Raw genomic sequence first — 15,230 nt, 5'->3', positions numbered from 1 at the left:
TTAGCTGAGCCAGCCCTCAAGTATTGAACTCAACGCCGACCACGACGACAAGTAATCACGCGACCTAGAGACCAGATCTCGATAACCTTGAGAAGAAGAAAGGGTGTTTCACCATGACCCATACGCAGGTAGCGGCAACCGAGCTCGAACTGGTGGATCTCGACCACTGGGGAATGATCACAAACGACGAAGACTTGGCGAACACGTTGCCGCTCAAAGACATAGCCATGTACGAGTTGTCAGAAAACGACAGCGTGTCGGAGTACCGATTGACATCCGAGTCGTCGCCGCAGGAGGGGGTTCCTGCAGGGAAGTACTACCACTTCCGCTGGACCAGCCACACCGTCTATCCGGGCGTGACGAGCAGTGTCTACCTTTACCTGCCGCACGGTGCCGAGGAGGCCGAATCGGTCAACTTGATGGTCTGCCTGGACGGCCTGGAGTACACCGGGGAGAAGGTTCGCGCCACAACAGTGCTGGACAATCTCGTGCATTCGGGTGAGATTCCCATGACCGTGGGCCTGTTCCACAACCCTGGGGAAACGGGACCGGGCTATCCGATCTATGGCGGGAGCACCAACCGCGGTGTCGAGTACGACACCGTCAGCGGGGACTTTGCCCGCTACCTCGTAGAGGAACTCTTTCCGGTAATCCGGACGAAGGTCAGGCTCACGGATGACCCCAAGGGCCGGGTCATCTGCGGCTTCAGCTCCGGTGGTGCAGGCGCCTTCACCGCTGCCTTCCATCGCCCGGACGAATTCGGGAACGTGATCTCGCACTGCGGCAGCTTCATCAACATCCTGGGCGCGAACAACTTGCCGAGCATGGTCCGGCGCGCCCCGCGCAAGCCTATCCGGGTCTGGCACCAGACCGGGCAGCGCGACGTCGACATCGTCTACGGCAACATCCCCATCGCCAACCATGACCTCGACGCTGCCCTGAAGTATCGCCGCTACGATTCGATGTTCGTGTTCGGAACCGCCGGGCACACCCTCGGGCACGCAGGTGCAGTGTTTCCCGAGACGCTCCGATGGATCTTCCGCGACCAGGTTGAAGACAAATGAGCCAGGACACAAAAGCAGACGGAACGAACGTCATGAACGCGGATACTGACACGCCAGCATCAGTGCAGGTAGACCTGGACGTCCCTGCGCGAATGCGGGACGGCGTCGTCTTGCGGGCTGATGTCTACCGACCTCTTGGCGAGGGTCCGTGGCCGACCTTGGTCGTGAGGACCCCCTACAACAAGGCTGGTGCGGCAGAGAACGCGTGGAACGGTTTCTCTGCCGAAGAGGTGTGCCGCAATGGCTTCATCATGGTGATCCAGGACGTCCGGGGCCGGTACGCCTCTGAGGGTGTCTGGGAGCCGCTGCGACACGAGGGGCAAGACGGAGCCGACACCGTTGAGTGGGCCGCCGAGCTGCCGGGTGCGACCGGCAGCGTCGGCATGGTGGGCGGCAGCTATTGCGGGCATACCCAGTGGCGCGCCGCCATTGAGCAACCACCGGCGCTGAAGGCGATCACGCCATTGATGACCTGGTCGGAGCCGCGTGAAGCGTTGGTGGCCCGCGGGGGTGCCACACAGATCTCGGTCATCACGGGGTGGTCCATGGCTGCCGGCTTTGACTGGTTGTCGCGCCAGGGCCTGAGCGCTGCAGAGCTGGCCGATCGCGTCGCCGCGCTGACGGAAGAGATGGAGAATCTTGAGACGACGGGCTACTGGGGGCTACCGGTTGCTGATCTGCCAGTCATCCACCGGAACGGGCTGCCGAGGTTCGTCGACCCGGGTGACGCCGACGACGTCGAGGCCACTCAGCACATGCGCGTCGCAGGTCGGCATGCGCGCGTACAGGTCCCGAGTTTTCACACAGGTGGCTGGTTCGACAGCTGCGTGCAGGGAACCCTCGACGCCTTCATGACGATGCGCGACCTCGGTCTCGAGTCGCAGCTCCTGGTCGGCCCGTGGACACATACAGACTTCGGAAACGTGATCGGGGCGCTCGACTTCGGTGCGGCGTCGTCGCGGGACGCAGCGGTGCATCCTCATGGAAGCTGGAGTGCCGAGGTGTTGGCGTTCTTGCGGCGCCACGTCGCGGGTGACGCGCACGTGAAGCGCACAGCACCGGTGCGCATCTTCGTGATGGGACGCAACGCGTGGCGCGACGAGGAGACCTGGCCGCTCGAACGCGCCCGCACCGAGCGTTGGCACCTGCACGCTGGCGGTGGCCTGAGCACGGCTAAGCCCCGGGACGGCCGCCCTAGTGAGGTTGACTACGACCCCGCCGACCCTGTGCCCACGTGGGGTGGGACGGTCGGCCTCGGCCCCGGGCGAGGCCCTGTCGACCAAGGGCCAATCGAGGCGCGTGACGACGTACTCGTCTTCACCTCAGAAGTACTGGAGGAGGATCTCGAGGTGACGGGCCGGATCCGGGTGAAGCTCCACGTCCAAAGCTCTGCGCCGTCGACCGACTGGGTCGCACGCCTATGCGACGTGGACCCCGACGGACGTTCCCTAAACCTGACCGACGGAATTCTCCGCCTGGACAGCGGGGCAGACGAGCCCCAGGAAATCGAGATCGATCTCTGGTCAACAAGCAACGTGTTCCTGGCCGGTCACAGGATCAGGGTGCAAGTCACCAACAGTTGCTTCCCTCGGTGGGACCGAAACCTCAACACGGGTGACCAAAGGGGGACGGACTTCGTCACGGCGCATCAGCGGCTTTACCACGACGCTATCCGTCACTCATACGTCGAGCTGCCCGTCATCCCGGAGGACAAGAAACCTTCCGACGCGTAAGTGAAGCCAGAAGTCAGTCCTACTGGGCGCGCTATGCGCGCAGTAGGACTGACTTGGCTTTTGCCGGGTTTCAAACCCAGCGCGTGAAACTATCCACCGTCTCCCGCGGCGTAACCAGTGTGTTCACGGGGGCTGATTCATCGGCATAGCCTAGTGACATGCCGCAGACCAGCGTCTCGTCGCGCCAGCGCCGATGATGGGCATAATGGTTTTCGAATAGTGGTTCCATGCTACTTGGGGGCAGGTGTGCAGGCCCCGGGTCCGCGCCATGAGCATAATGTTCTGCAGGAACATGCCGTAGTCGATAAGTGAGCCTCGCCCCAAGACCCGATCGACCGTGAAAATCAGTCCCACCGGGGCATCGAAGAAATGATAGTTGCGCTGCAGCTGGGCGTGCATCTTCTTCTTTTCGCCCCTGGCGATGCTGAGAAGGCCATACAAGCTCCAGCCGTTCTGACGCCGCCGCTCAAGGTACGGTGAAACCCATTGTGCCGGGTAGTAGTCGACCTCCTCGCGATACTTTTCCGCCAGACCAGCGTCGGCGTACACTGCGTCGTCCACCGCGCAGACTTCATTGACGAGGGTGTCCCGCCGCTCGCCCTGCAGCACATACACCTTCGAGGGTTGTGTATTCGTACCTGACGCTGCTTGGCTTGCGACGCGGAGTATCTCTTCGATGTCCTTTCGGTCGACAGCTTTATTCCGCAGGAACGCCCGGCAGGAGAAACGTCCCTCAATGGCGGCTTGCACGCTCGCCGGGTCCTGTACCGCAGCAGTGGCGCGGGATGAGATCAACGCAATTCTCCTAATACCGCTCCACGATCTTTAGGATAACTTGACGAGTTCATTCGCTTTTCGCCTCCAACGCCAGCTTTCTGAGAACCGGGATGACTGCTTCGAGCGCCTTGCAGTCTTCCGGCGTCAAGCAGTCCTTGACTGCCCGGTCAAGCCAGCCATACCCGACTGACACTTCCTCAGAGAGTTTTTGGCTGCCTTGGTGTGTTAATTGAATCCAGACCCGGCGACGATCCAAGTTGTCGGGAGTGCGCGTGACCAGCTGCAGCCGTTCGAGCTCACGTGCAGCGAGTGAAATGCCCTGGGGGCTGACCTGTCCAGCCACAGCTAGTTCCGAAGTGGTCGCGCGCCCATGCTCAGCCAGATGCCGGAGAACGCCCAGTTTTCCGGGCGAAAGGGTCCGTTCCATATTCAAGCGGGTCAGTACAGGGTGCAGCGCCTCGAAGAACAGGCGTGTGATTTTCTTTTGGTCTTTCATTCCTTGAATATACAAGCTACTTGATCAATCTGATTGTTCTTTTACGTTTGGTAGGGCCTCCCTAATTTGACGCGTGCTCTTGCTCCGGACACCAAGGGCATGCAGGTCATGGACGACCATGTCGAGCATGGCCCTTCTTTCAAGCGCCCTGTCGCGGGACCGTTCTGCCGATCGTGGCTGTTGGGTGGGTGACTTCCGGGGGTCCGCGGGTGCCGCTGGTAGTGGCCGAATGGAGCGGTGTCCCGTCAGCTCTTCCATCGGGTCAAAGAAGAGAGGCATATATTGGGTGTCGGGTTCGGCTAGGGCCGGAAGGCTTGCAGCTTCCTCATTAATCTTCATTGCATCTCACCGCTTGGTGGACGTTGGTCGAGTAGCTCGGCCAAATGCAGGCTCTTGCGGTCCGGATCAAGCTGTTTGACCTGCATGGCGCAGCTGAAGCCGTCGGCAAGGACGGGGACGTCGAAGGCTGTTTTGGCCAGGGCGGGCGCCAGGGCTTGTTCGGCGACCTTCATGGAGATGTCGTAGTGGTTGGCTTCGAAACCGAAGTTCCCGGCGACTCCGCAGCAGCCGGTGGCTTCGTTGACGTTGGCGACACCGAGGGCGGCCAAGGCCTTGCGTTGGACGGTTGCCCCGAAGGTGGAGTACTCGTGGCAGTGGGTCTGCACAGTGACGGCCGCAGGCACGGCAGAGGGCGTCCATCCGTCGTCGACCCATTCCTTCACGGCTTCGGCGAAGCTGCGGATCCTGTGGGAGACGCGTTCGGCCGCTGCGGTTCCGAGCAGTTCGGGGGCGTCCTTCTTCAACGCTGCTGCGCAGCTCGGTTCAATGACGACGATCGGTGCATCCGTGCCGTCATCGAGCGTGGCTACTGCCTTGCCCATGAGCTTCTTGGCTGTGTCCAGCTGGCCGGTGGAAATCCACGTCAGGCCGCAGCAGGCGTCGGATTCGCAGCCGACGGTGCGGCCTGTGCTTTCCATTACCCGGGCCGCTGCCCCGGCAACCTCAGGCCTGAAGCCCTTGGTGAAGGAGTCGACGAACAGGACCGCATCTGCCGGGGTCGACGGGTTCGCGTAGGGTGCCAGTTCTTTGCGGAGCATGGCCCGGGAAGCGAACTTCGGCATCTTCCGGTGTGTGGTCAGTCCACCTGCTGCGGCCACGACCTTGCCCAGCGGGCTGGCCAGGACCAGGTTCACCAGCGGGCTGATCAGGGTGGTCAGCTTCAGCCAGCGCGGCAACCATCCGAGGGAGAAGTGCGACATTGGCCGCAGTTTGCCCTCGTAGTAGTGGGAGAAGAACTCCGATTTGTACGTGGCCATGTCAACCCCGGCGGGGCAGTCGTTCGAGCAGGCCTTGCAGGCCAGGCAGAGGTCCAGTGTTTCCCGGACGTCCTCGGATTTCCAGCCTTCGTCGATGCTTTTGGCCCCGCGGACCATGTCCTGCAGGGCACGGGAACGGCCGCGCGTTGAATCTTTTTCGTCGCCGGTAGCCCGGTAGCTGGGGCACATGACGCCTCCGGCATCGGACCGGCACCTGCCCACGCCTATGCATGATTGGACAGCGCGGACCCACGGGTCAGCCCCGGCAGCCGCGGCTTCGACCGGACGGAGTTCGAAGTGGGTTCGCCACTCACGGTCCGGGATCCCTTCGAGCGCGAGGTTGTCCTCGAAGGCGTCAGGCTCAGTGATGGAGCCGGGGTTTAACAGCCCGGCAGAGTCCCACAGCTTCCGGTAGGTGCCGAACGCCGCGATCACTTCCGGCGAGTACATCACCGGCAACAGAGCAGAGCGGGCGCGCCCATCGCCGTGCTCGCCGGAGAGCGACCCGCCGTGCCGGACGACGAGTTCAGCGGCGGCCTGCGTAAACTTGCTGAACACGGTCCGGCCTTCGTCGCTACGCAGGTCGTAAGTGATGCGGATGTGCATGCAGCCAGCACCGAAGTGCCCGTACATGATGCCGGTCAAGCCATGTTCGTCCAGCAGTTCTCGGAAGTCAGCCAAGTACGCTGCCAGGTTCTGCGGCGCAACGGCTGAGTCTTCCCAGCCGGCCTGTGATTCCTTGCCGCTGGCCGGACGGGAGGACAAACCGGCGCCGTCTTCACGGACACGCCATAAGGTCGCCCGTTCAGTGGTGTCCGCGACCGCGCGGCCGTCCACGAGACGGCCGTTGGCTGAGAGCCGTTCGATGAGCCGGTCCGCTTCCGCGGCGACGTCTTCGGGGTTGTCACCATCCAGGTCCACGTACAGGAAGGCTTGGCCTTCGGGTAGACCGAGCACGGAGTCTGGGCCGCGGCGCATCCGCATGGTGTCCACGATGGCCTCATCGATGCCCTCGACCGCGGCCGGGGAGAATTCGAGGATGGTCTCGATGTCTTTCGCGGCGTCCACGACGTCTGCGTAGCCGAGGCACACGAGCAACGCGCTGGACGCCTTGGGAACGAGCTTCATGCGGGCCCTGACGACGACCGCGCAAGTACCCTCGGTTCCCACGAGGGCCCGGGCCACGTTGAATCCATTTTCGGGAAGGAGATTCCTCAGATGGTAACCGGAGACCTGCCGCTGGATACGGCCAAGCTCAACCCTGAAACTTGCCAAGTTGTCCTGGGCGAGTTGCTTAAGGCTCTCCCCCAGCTCAAAGGCGCGGGAGACCGAGAACGCGTCGGTTGGGTCCGTCGCGCGTAGACCGGTCGCTGTGGCGGTCAACTGTGCACCGTCGGAAGTGACGACGTCAATCTCGAGCACATGGTCAGAGGTGCGGCCGTAGCGCACGGAGTGATTACCGCACGCGTCATTCCCCAGCGAGCCGCCGATGGTGGCGCGGTTCTTTGAGGAAGGATCCGGCGCGAACGTGAGCCTCCCGCCAGTGACCCTCTCGGTCTCAAGCGTGAGGTGGGACAGGACGACGCCGGGGTCGACGTCGGCGGTTTTGGTAGCCTCGTCGACGCTAATGATGCGGTTCATGTATCGGGAGAAGTCCAGAACAACGCCGGGGCCGATGGCGTTGCCGGCCATCGACGTCCCGCCGCCACGACTGACCAGGGGCGTGCCGGTTTCCCGACATGCGGCCATGGTCCTAACGACGTCCTGGACGCTTTGCGGGAAGACCACAGCAACAGGCGGAACCCGGTAGTTGGACGCGTCATAGGAATATGCGGCAATGCGGTGGCCCGATTCCTCGGCCAGCACCCCCGCCGCTTCCAGCCGGGCAAGAACCGGTGCATGGCCCGGTGTGGAGAGGACATCTTGAGTCATAGCGTTATCAGGCTCCAGTTTCGGTCCCGACAAAATTTGACACCCACGTCGGGATATGCAGTATTGAGAATTCGTTTGCTGGCAAACCCACCAATCTCCTCACGCAAATTCTGGTGGAAGTCTTGGCAGAGGGTCGGCGAAGGTGTTTCAAGGCTGCTCCCCGGTGTCTTTCGTCATCCGTTGCCGCCGGAGACGAAACGCTTCTATCTCAGAAAGCTGAAGGCACACCGGATCAATGGGCCGTTTCACCGAAAGCACTTCCTCGGTGGTATGCGCTTCTACAAGCTCATCGAGAATCGCAATCGTTGGGGGCAGCAGCTTAAGCCTTCCGGCCCCTTCGTCTTGGAGAAGCCTTCGGACGGATATCCACTCCGAAGACGTTGCCTCCGTCGTGACATGCCTGGGCTCCACTTTCGGCGCTACGGCAGTGACAAAAAAGAACGTATCGAAACGCTTGGGAAAGCCCTCGGGCGTGATCCAGTTTGCCCAAGGAACCAGGGCTGTGGGTTGCAGGACGACGTCGCATTCTTCCGCCACTTCTCGGATGGCGGCAGCTAGAAGGCGAGCGGTAGTTTGGCGCGCGAACGATGCATCGGTTCCAACGCTGGTCCGCCTCCACGCCCTGACCTGTGAATCCAAGAGCGGTATGTTCGGCGCCGATGGCGAGGAGTCAACAGCCTCTACTCTGCCTCCTGGGAATGCGACAACACCGGCAGCAAAATCCATAGTGAGTGCCCTGCGTTGGACGAACACTCCAACTCCGTGCGCTGAATTCCGCATCAGGACCACGCTTACGGCTAGCCGCGGAGCTGAGAGTCCCGTTGCGTCCCTCCCCTCGTACGTGGTGCTGCTCATCGCTTCCTCCGTCTTCATGGCGTACACGCCGCCGACCGATACAGCAGCACAACCCAGAATCCCTCTTGGCAGACTTCGCCTCGCTGATTGAGTACATGAAGCCTCGTTTTCACAATGCCCCGGTCCGGCTTAGTCGCAGAAGGCCGGAGCTCTACTACTTCTTCCCGTACGGCAATTGTGTCGCCGATGCGTACAGGTGCAATGAGGTTCCAGTCATGAATGCCTAGAAATGCTATGGCCGAACGGTCCTTCCAGCCCATTCCCATTTCCAGGCCAAAAGCGATCGCAAGTGTCCCCGGACCGTGGAAAACCCGTTCTCCAAACTGAGTACCACGGGCATACTCTTGGTTGGTGTGCAGGGGATGCATATCCCCCGACCAAGTCGCGAACGTGACTAGGTCCGTCTCTGTAATCGTTCGCCCTTGAGACGACCACGAATCTCCGGTTTGAAGATCCTCAAAGAATCGAGTAGCTGAAGGGATCAGACGATGTTCGGCTCCTGCATTCATCTTTGCTCCTGTCCGGTTGCCGCCTAGGATCCCGAAGGGCCCCAGCCCGCTTCGAGTCGGTCCGCGTCAAAATCGCGGCCAGTGGTCCCCTCGTAGGATGCTGAACCTCTCGGGACGATTCGGATTGGCTTCCCTCCGGAGAGTTCTTCGGATACGTGTGCGATAACCCCTGGGAGGGTAGAAAGCAGGGCAACACCTGTCCCTTCTTCGGGTGTGAAGCCAAGCCCCAGCAGTATCGCGGCCATAACACCAACGTCATTTATTGGGATGTCTGACTTACCTGGGAGTTTCGTGAAGGCCCTGTGTACTGCCTCGTACACTTCAGCCGCCTGATCCCACAAACCTTCCTGCAGAGCAATCGACCGGAGCCGTTCAGCGCGAGGATCAACAACCTTGAAAATAGGATGCCCCAAGCCCGGGATGCGTTCCTTTGCTTCGCGCATGCGGTTTACCTTTTCCTCAGCGAAAGCTTCGAGTGCGAGGCCGGATCCCAGAAACTCGGCATGCGTAGCGAGGATGAAGCGGCCGCTGTCCTCAGTGGCCAGCGTGTGCTTCCCGACAGATAAACAGGCAGCTGACATGCCGATAGCCATACTTGGATTGGCGGAGACGGCAAACCGCGCGGCCACTGTCCCGGGCTTTTCAAGGCCATAATCCAGGATTCCGCTCAGGACTGCGTCCAGCGCCCGTATCTCATGGTCCAAGGGGATCCGACCACGGATCACGAGAAATATGGCTGCCGTGAAGGGGATTTGCCCGATCAGGTCCTCGAGATCATAGCCGCGAACGTAAACATTCGTATCAGTGACTTGGCTGACAGAGGAGGACCAATAAGCCCCAGACTGGTCTGCAGTATCCTTTTGCAATGTTTCTCCCGAACCGTCATGTGTTCTGATGCGGCCTGCGAATCCTGGCAAGTTGACGAGCCAAGCTCCAAAGTATGTCGGCCATGTGCTTGAATTTTAGAATCCAACGCGCAATCCCGGCATTGGAGATTTTCTGAAGCCGTGGCGCCCATGCGTAGAAACTACTGAGGCATCTGCGCAACTGCGCCCATGGATCGCTCAAGTGACATGTTTGGCGCCGGGTCCTCCAGCGCACGGTCAGCTGGAGGACCCGGGTTAGGGTCGGCACAACCTGCGCCGCCAGGTCTGTTGTCCGGGCGCGTTGGTTTGCCGAAATCTGCTGGCTGATCTATGGGGATTTCGGGATCGAAAGATCAGTCCAGTGTCACGATCCTGTTGAGGCTCGCCGCAACTTCCTGCGTCAGCCTCGGCTAAAACGACGTCGGTTCCCCGTGTTGGGTGCCGTCTCGAAAGGGAAGAATCGTCCTTTGAACATTAGAACTAGGAGACGGGTTCCGGCGCCGGAATTGTTTCAACGGCAAGTGCCCAACCCTAGTCAAAGTACAAAATCCGGAGGGCCGGGTCCATACACGTGGATCACCAGTGTGGCTTAGGGTGGCCGGCACAGACACCGAACCTGTAACCCAGCTCCTGTAGCTTCCACGACAACGTCAGCAAAAAGCCGTGAGGATGACAGTTTCACTCGGAAGATCCCCAACGTAGTTTGTACGGCATGGGAAGCAAAAGCGTAATCATCACCGGATCCGGCTCTGGCATCGGCCGGGCCATTGCCAAAGCATTCGTCGAAGCAGACTACGAAGTCTATGCGAGTGACGTTTCAGAAGATCGTCTGGCGGAGACCCGGAAAGAACTCGGCTCTCCGGACTCACTCCACACAAGGGTCGTAGACGTCAGCGACTACCACTCTGTGTCTGCTTTGGTGGACGAGGTCGTGGAGACGACAGGAAAACTGGACGTTATGGTCAATAGCGCAGGAGTCTTCGACGGGTATGCCGACGTGCTCGAAACGACGCCCGAGTTGTGGGCCAAGATTATTGGAGTCAACCTGACAGGCACGTTCTACGGCTGCCGTGCAGCGGCGCAGGTAATGACGAAGCAGAACTCCGGCCGGATCATTACAATCGGCTCCGTCGCCGGCCAGAGGGGTGCAGCAGACGGTATCTCCTACGTCACATCCAAGGCGGGCATTGAAGGACTGACCCGTCGTCTCGCCATCGATGTTGCCCCTCACGGGGTAACCGCCAACGTAGTCGCCCCGGGCGTCATCAAGACAAACCTTCGTGCCACTTCGGAGGAAATCTTGGGCGATCTCGTTTCGACGCAGCAGCGCGGCATCGGGGTGTCTCCCGAAATCATGGACTTCCTCATCCCAGCAAAACGCTCCGGCGAACCCTCGGAGGTGGCGAGCGTAGTGCTGTTCCTCGCGTCCGACTCTGCCGGCTATGTGAACGGGCAAACTATCCAGGTCGATGGCGGCTGGAACGCGACGTAGTCCTGCCGACTAAATGTCCTATTACCAACAAAAACCCCACCAACTCGCCCGCTGGGGCCAACATTAACTATTCGGAAGCCAGGATGAAATTCGGCTCCGAAGTGAAAGGTGTATAAGTGATCAAGACAGCATTGACGGAAGCCCTCGGCATCCAATACCCCGTCTGCTCCGCCGGCATGGCGCGTGTCGCGCAGGCTGAACTCGTCACCGCGGTCAGTAACGCTGGCGGCTTGGGATGCCTCGGCGGCGTCAGCTTCATGCCCGATAACCTACGCGCGGAGATCAAGAAGATCGAAGCTGGAACGGACAAGCCCTACGCAGTTAATCTCCTGCTTCCGGACTCACTCACCACTGAAGACGAAGCACAGTGGGCGCCAGTGCGGGAACTGTGGCAGTCGCTTTCTGGAGCGGACCAGGAAAAACTTGCAGGTGTAGAAGCGCTCTTGACGCCTGGGGCCGTAGCAGACCAGGTGCAAATCGTCCTGGATGCTGCGCCGTCTGCGGTTGTTTTGACGTTCGCTACACCGGATTGGTTCATCAAAGAGTGTAAGGATCGCGGAATCACGGTCTTCTCGCTGGTCGGCTCGGTCGGCAAGGCCCAGGAAGCCAGCGCAGCGGGTGTCGACTTTATTGTCGCCCAGGGAACTGAGGCCGGGGGGCACACCGGATACGCCTCCACTATGACCCTCGTACCTGCCGTTATTGATGTGGTGGATCAGCCAGTCCTGGCCGCTGGCGGAATAGCGGATGGGCGCGGGCTTGCCGCCTCGCTGGCTTTGGGTGCAGCAGGAGTCTGGGTTGGAACACGCTTCATTGCCAGCCCCGAAGCGTATGGGCACGACAATTTCAAGAACCGCGTGGTGGGAGGGTCCTTCAAGGACAGCACCATCACCTACTCATACAGCGGCAAGCGTATGCGTGCATTCGAGAACAAGTGGACCTCGGAATGGGAGTCTTCGGACAAAAAACCCGCAGGCTTCCCCGGACAGTACGCTGTGGCCGGCACGCGGGTCGAAACAGGCTATCAGGACGGTGACATGGACTTCGGGATGATGCCCGTGGGCCAGACCATGCAGCTTGTCCACGAAATTCTCCCAGCTGGTGAGATCGTCAAGAATATGGCATCGGATGCAGAAAAAATCCTCCGTGGACTTGCAGCCGGCAAATAGCTGGCACCGCCAATAAAAAGGCCAAGCGGCCCGTTGAGTTAAACCAGTCCGACTCAACGGGCCAGTTGGAGTCTTCCAACTATCAAAAGAAAGTGAAGCGTACATGACTGAATCGTCGCCGGAGCTAACTAATTGCGTCTCCGCGCTGGAATCCATCGCCGAACAATACCCAGATAAGACAGCGATTGTCGACGGCGACGCCTTCATGAGCTACAAGGATCTCCAAACATCAATTGAGCACCGCTCAGCTGTGTTGCTTTCGGCCGGACTCAAGCCGGGTTATCGGGTGGCCCTCGTCGCCGAAAGCTCAGCGGACTATCTCTCCACAGCCCTCGCTGTATGGCGAAGCGGCGGCGTGCTGGTTACTGTCTATCCTTCTTCGGGTCCAGAGGACCTTGAATATGCCATCGCCACGAGTGACCCTGCGCTGATAGTCACCTCCGAAAGCGTTGATCGTGCGCATATCGCCCCTGCCGCACGAAATGCCCCAATTGTCGATATCGTTGACTTCCACGTAACCGAGGTTCGGCAAGACGCCCTACCCAACCCTGAGGGTCTTCGCGAACCCCTGTCCATGATCTGCTTCTCGTCCGGCACCACGAGCCGTCCGAAGGCGATCATGCTTTCGGCTGCAGCCGTATACAACTGCGCGAAGACCTATGGCGAAGTATGGCACCTTTCACCCGAAGACAAGGCAATTATCTGTCTGCCGATGGCGTGGCTTTATGGACTAGCAAGCACATCCTTGGCTGTCCTGCTGAGCGGCGGGACAGTTGTGGTAGTCCGGAGGGCTCGTCCAGACATGATTGCTCCCGCCATTGAGGAGCATTCCGCCACATTCCTCGCCGGTGTGACGGCGACTTTCGGAAAGCTGGCCCAGTACGCTGAACTCCGAGCCGAGGATAAGCCGGCATTCCCATCACTTCGACTGTGCATCTCAGGAGGAGAGCCCAGGAACGAAGCAGCATTCAGCCGCTGGGAGGCCCAGACTGGACTGCCAGTTCTGGACGCCTATTGCGCCTCCGAATGCCTGCCGCTGGTAACTTACGACCCCGTCGCGAACCCAACCCCCAAACCCGGGTCTGCAGGCAAACTTGTGCCGCGGTCGAAGCTAAAGATCCTAGACGCCGACGGAGCGGAAGTTCCAGCCGGGGAGGTTGGGGAAGCGTACTCGACTGGACCCGGACTGATGCTCGGATATTGGCGTGACGAAGAGCAAACGAGGACTGTCATAACGGATGACGGCTGGTACCGCACAAAAGATCTTGTTCGGGTGGATGATGAGGGTTTCGTATACGTCGTTGGCCGGCTCTCCGACGTCATCATACGTGGCGGAACAAACATCTCGCCGGCGGAAGTTGAACGTGTACTTCAGGAGCATGCCTCTGTTGGTGAAGTGGCAGTTGTTGGTCTTCCCGATGACGTCTACGGCCAGCGTGTGGTAGCTGCCGTCGTCCCCAGGGGCATAGCGCCCCTTGACGAAGCCGAACTGAAGGGATTCGCTGGGGCCCGCTTGTCCTCGTACAAAGTCCCCAGCGAGTTCATCGCAGTCGACTCCCTTCCAGTGAACTCGACCACCGGCAAAGTCAATAGGCGGGACGTGGCGACACTTTTGACAGCCGAAAAGAGCCAGGGCAAGGCATAGCAGACGGCTGCATAAGCCGACAAATCACGAGACGGCACCGGACAAGTGTTGCTCAAAGACGAAGTTAGGAAATAACGAAATGAACCTCGACAAGGCCGGAGTGGTAGTTGTAGGCGGCGGGATAGTGGGTGTAACAACCGCCTATTTTCTTGCTTCAAAGGGTCACGATGTTGTGCTTCTGGAACAGCGGGAACTTGGCCACGGCGCTTCCGGGCGAAATCTCGGGTTCCTCCACATGCAGAATCGCCATGGCGACTACGCCGTCGAACTGACTCGTGCCGGAAGGGCCCTGTACGACGACTTTGCAAACATCCTCGGGCCATCTTTCGAATATAGAAGCAACGGCGCCATGACGTTCTTCTATACGGATGATCAGCGGCGGGTCTACAAGGAATTTGTGGAAGCCAGGATCGCAGACGGATTCAAAGCCGAACTCCTTGATGACCAGGCCGCTCATGAAGCCGCCCCGATATTGCCGCCCGATGTTATTGGGGCCACGTTCAGCCCGGAAGATGGCCAAATTCGTACGCCGAAGTTCGTCCGTGCCTTGGCGCAGGAATGCCGGAGGCTTGGTGTTCGAATTCATGAAAACACGCCGGTTCTCGGACTCTTGCGGAATGGCTCAAAAGTCGTCGGTGTACGAACAGCCGGCGGCAGCGTTTCAGCGGACAAGGTCGTTTGGGCTGGCGGTGTCTGGTCTACCATGCTCGAATCAGAGGGCGTAACCGTACCCATCAAGCCACACAGGCTGGGTGCTGTCCTTCTAGCTCCTGTAGAGGAGAAGCTCGATAAAATCCTGAACGGACCGCTTGCAGCGAAGCAATACGCCCACATCCGGAACCTCCCCAGCTACAGGGATGAGTACTTCACCTCCCCTTCAGAGGACCAATCATCGGGCCTCGAACACATGGAATGTGTCGCCAAGACCGAGGACGGGAACCTATTCATTGGCTGCCCGATGGACTACCCTGACCAACTCGACGACAGGCTGCCTGCCGCCGGTCTAAAGCTGGCTATCGATTCATTGCTCAAAACCTTCCCCAACTACAGGTCTCTCGGTATTGAACGTGCCTGGGCTGGCCTCGTCCCCGCGACAGCTGACTCCCTCCCGATCGTTGACGGGGTGGAGGAACTTCCCGGGCTGATTCTGGCCACGGGGCACGTCTATGGCAACTTGGCCGGCCCCATCACGGGAAAGCTGGTGGCCGAACTGATTTCAGGAGACCGCCTCAGCCACTCCATCGACGAACTTTCGCTCTACCGGCCATCCCTGGCCACGCCGGTTGACGGAGTCATTCGCTACTAGCACTGGCACCCACCCCACCACAAGAGCACTAAAACTATTCGGAAGTGAACAAACATTGACTACTCACCTA

The 15,230-nt window shown here is 60.0% G+C and carries 12 protein-coding genes; 6 read left to right on the top strand and 6 right to left on the bottom strand.

Features of this window, described 5'->3' with window-relative positions:
- The first annotated feature begins 113 nt into the window (after nucleotides 1–113).
- Both J7I84_RS01695 and J7I84_RS01690 read left to right on the top strand, forming a co-directional pair.
- Nucleotides 114–1,064 carry an esterase family protein gene (locus tag J7I84_RS01695; RefSeq protein WP_214939782.1) on the top strand — a complete coding sequence of 317 codons (951 nt, stop codon included), beginning with the start codon at nucleotides 114–116 and terminating at the stop codon, nucleotides 1,062–1,064.
- Nucleotides 1,061–2,797 carry a CocE/NonD family hydrolase gene (locus J7I84_RS01690; protein ID WP_214939779.1) on the top strand — a complete coding sequence of 579 codons (1,737 nt, stop codon included), beginning with the start codon at nucleotides 1,061–1,063 and terminating at the stop codon, nucleotides 2,795–2,797. Before J7I84_RS01695 ends, J7I84_RS01690 begins: the two co-directional genes overlap by 4 nt.
- Nucleotides 2,798–2,947: 150 nt before the next feature.
- Here J7I84_RS01690 and J7I84_RS01685 read toward each other — a convergent pair whose 3' ends face one another.
- The 6 genes from J7I84_RS01685 to J7I84_RS01660 all read right to left on the bottom strand — a co-directional run bounded on the left by J7I84_RS01685 (nucleotide 2,948) and on the right by J7I84_RS01660 (nucleotide 9,548).
- Complete coding sequence (locus J7I84_RS01685) at nucleotides 2,948–3,592, bottom strand: nitroreductase family protein (protein ID WP_214939776.1); 645 nt, start codon at nucleotides 3,590–3,592, stop codon at nucleotides 2,948–2,950.
- 49 nt (nucleotides 3,593–3,641) lie between these two features.
- Nucleotides 3,642–4,070, bottom strand: a complete 429-nt coding sequence (locus J7I84_RS01680; protein ID WP_214939773.1) for a MarR family winged helix-turn-helix transcriptional regulator — start codon at nucleotides 4,068–4,070, stop codon at nucleotides 3,642–3,644.
- Nucleotides 4,071–4,405: 335 nt separating this feature from the next.
- Entirely contained in the window at nucleotides 4,406–7,318 is a 2,913-nt protein-coding gene (locus tag J7I84_RS01675; RefSeq protein ID WP_214939770.1) for an FAD-binding and (Fe-S)-binding domain-containing protein, read from the bottom strand.
- A gap of 147 nt (nucleotides 7,319–7,465) precedes the next feature.
- Complete coding sequence (locus J7I84_RS01670) at nucleotides 7,466–8,173, bottom strand: NUDIX hydrolase (protein ID WP_214939767.1); 708 nt, start codon at nucleotides 8,171–8,173, stop codon at nucleotides 7,466–7,468.
- 14 nt (nucleotides 8,174–8,187) lie between these two features.
- The gene (locus tag J7I84_RS01665; protein WP_214939765.1) at nucleotides 8,188–8,682 is read right to left on the bottom strand and encodes a MaoC/PaaZ C-terminal domain-containing protein; all 495 of its coding nucleotides are present in this window, start codon (nucleotides 8,680–8,682) and stop codon (nucleotides 8,188–8,190) included.
- Between the two features lie 23 nt (nucleotides 8,683–8,705).
- Nucleotides 8,706–9,548, bottom strand: a complete 843-nt coding sequence (locus J7I84_RS01660; protein ID WP_214939762.1) for a citryl-CoA lyase — start codon at nucleotides 9,546–9,548, stop codon at nucleotides 8,706–8,708.
- Between the two features lie 712 nt (nucleotides 9,549–10,260).
- On the opposite strand from J7I84_RS01660, the gene J7I84_RS01655 reads away from it, so the two are divergent.
- The 4 genes from J7I84_RS01655 (at nucleotide 10,261) to J7I84_RS01640 (ending at nucleotide 15,160) form a co-directional block, all read left to right on the top strand.
- The gene (locus J7I84_RS01655) at nucleotides 10,261–11,040 is read left to right on the top strand and encodes an SDR family NAD(P)-dependent oxidoreductase (protein ID WP_214939760.1); all 780 of its coding nucleotides are present in this window, start codon (nucleotides 10,261–10,263) and stop codon (nucleotides 11,038–11,040) included.
- Between the two features lie 116 nt (nucleotides 11,041–11,156).
- Nucleotides 11,157–12,209: a nitronate monooxygenase family protein gene (locus J7I84_RS01650; RefSeq protein WP_214939758.1), complete on the top strand. Its 1,053-nt coding sequence runs from the start codon at nucleotides 11,157–11,159 to the stop codon at nucleotides 12,207–12,209.
- Nucleotides 12,210–12,312: 103 nt separating this feature from the next.
- On the top strand, nucleotides 12,313–13,854 hold the full coding sequence (locus J7I84_RS01645) for a class I adenylate-forming enzyme family protein (RefSeq protein ID WP_214939755.1): 1,542 nt from the start codon (nucleotides 12,313–12,315) through the stop codon (nucleotides 13,852–13,854).
- 79 nt (nucleotides 13,855–13,933) lie between these two features.
- Nucleotides 13,934–15,160 (top strand): FAD-binding oxidoreductase, encoded by a 1,227-nt coding sequence (locus tag J7I84_RS01640; protein ID WP_214939752.1) that lies wholly within the window; start codon nucleotides 13,934–13,936, stop codon nucleotides 15,158–15,160.
- The last annotated feature ends 70 nt before the right edge of the window (nucleotides 15,161–15,230 follow it).

The sequence above is a fragment of the Arthrobacter sp. ISL-85 genome, from assembly GCF_018613675.1.
Lineage (GTDB): Bacteria > Actinomycetota > Actinomycetes > Actinomycetales > Micrococcaceae > Arthrobacter.
This window is presented reverse-complemented; position numbering and strand designations above follow the sequence as displayed.

Bases quoted from the DNA above. Each gene is read 5' to 3' on its own strand.
- J7I84_RS01695 (WP_214939782.1), top strand. From the start codon at position 114: ATGACCCATACGCAGGTAGCGGCAACCGAGCTCGAACTGGTGGATCTC.
- J7I84_RS01690 (WP_214939779.1), top strand. From the start codon at position 1,061: ATGAGCCAGGACACAAAAGCAGACGGAACGAACGTCATGAACGCGGAT.
- J7I84_RS01680 (WP_214939773.1), bottom strand. From the start codon at position 4,070: ATGAAAGACCAAAAGAAAATCACACGCCTGTTCTTCGAGGCGCTGCAC.
- J7I84_RS01675 (WP_214939770.1), bottom strand. From the start codon at position 7,318: ATGACTCAAGATGTCCTCTCCACACCGGGCCATGCACCGGTTCTTGCC.
- J7I84_RS01670 (WP_214939767.1), bottom strand. From the start codon at position 8,173: ATGAGCAGCACCACGTACGAGGGGAGGGACGCAACGGGACTCTCAGCT.
- J7I84_RS01665 (WP_214939765.1), bottom strand. From the start codon at position 8,682: ATGAATGCAGGAGCCGAACATCGTCTGATCCCTTCAGCTACTCGATTC.
- J7I84_RS01655 (WP_214939760.1), top strand. From the start codon at position 10,261: ATGGGAAGCAAAAGCGTAATCATCACCGGATCCGGCTCTGGCATCGGC.
- J7I84_RS01645 (WP_214939755.1), top strand. From the start codon at position 12,313: ATGACTGAATCGTCGCCGGAGCTAACTAATTGCGTCTCCGCGCTGGAA.
- J7I84_RS01640 (WP_214939752.1), top strand. From the start codon at position 13,934: ATGAACCTCGACAAGGCCGGAGTGGTAGTTGTAGGCGGCGGGATAGTG.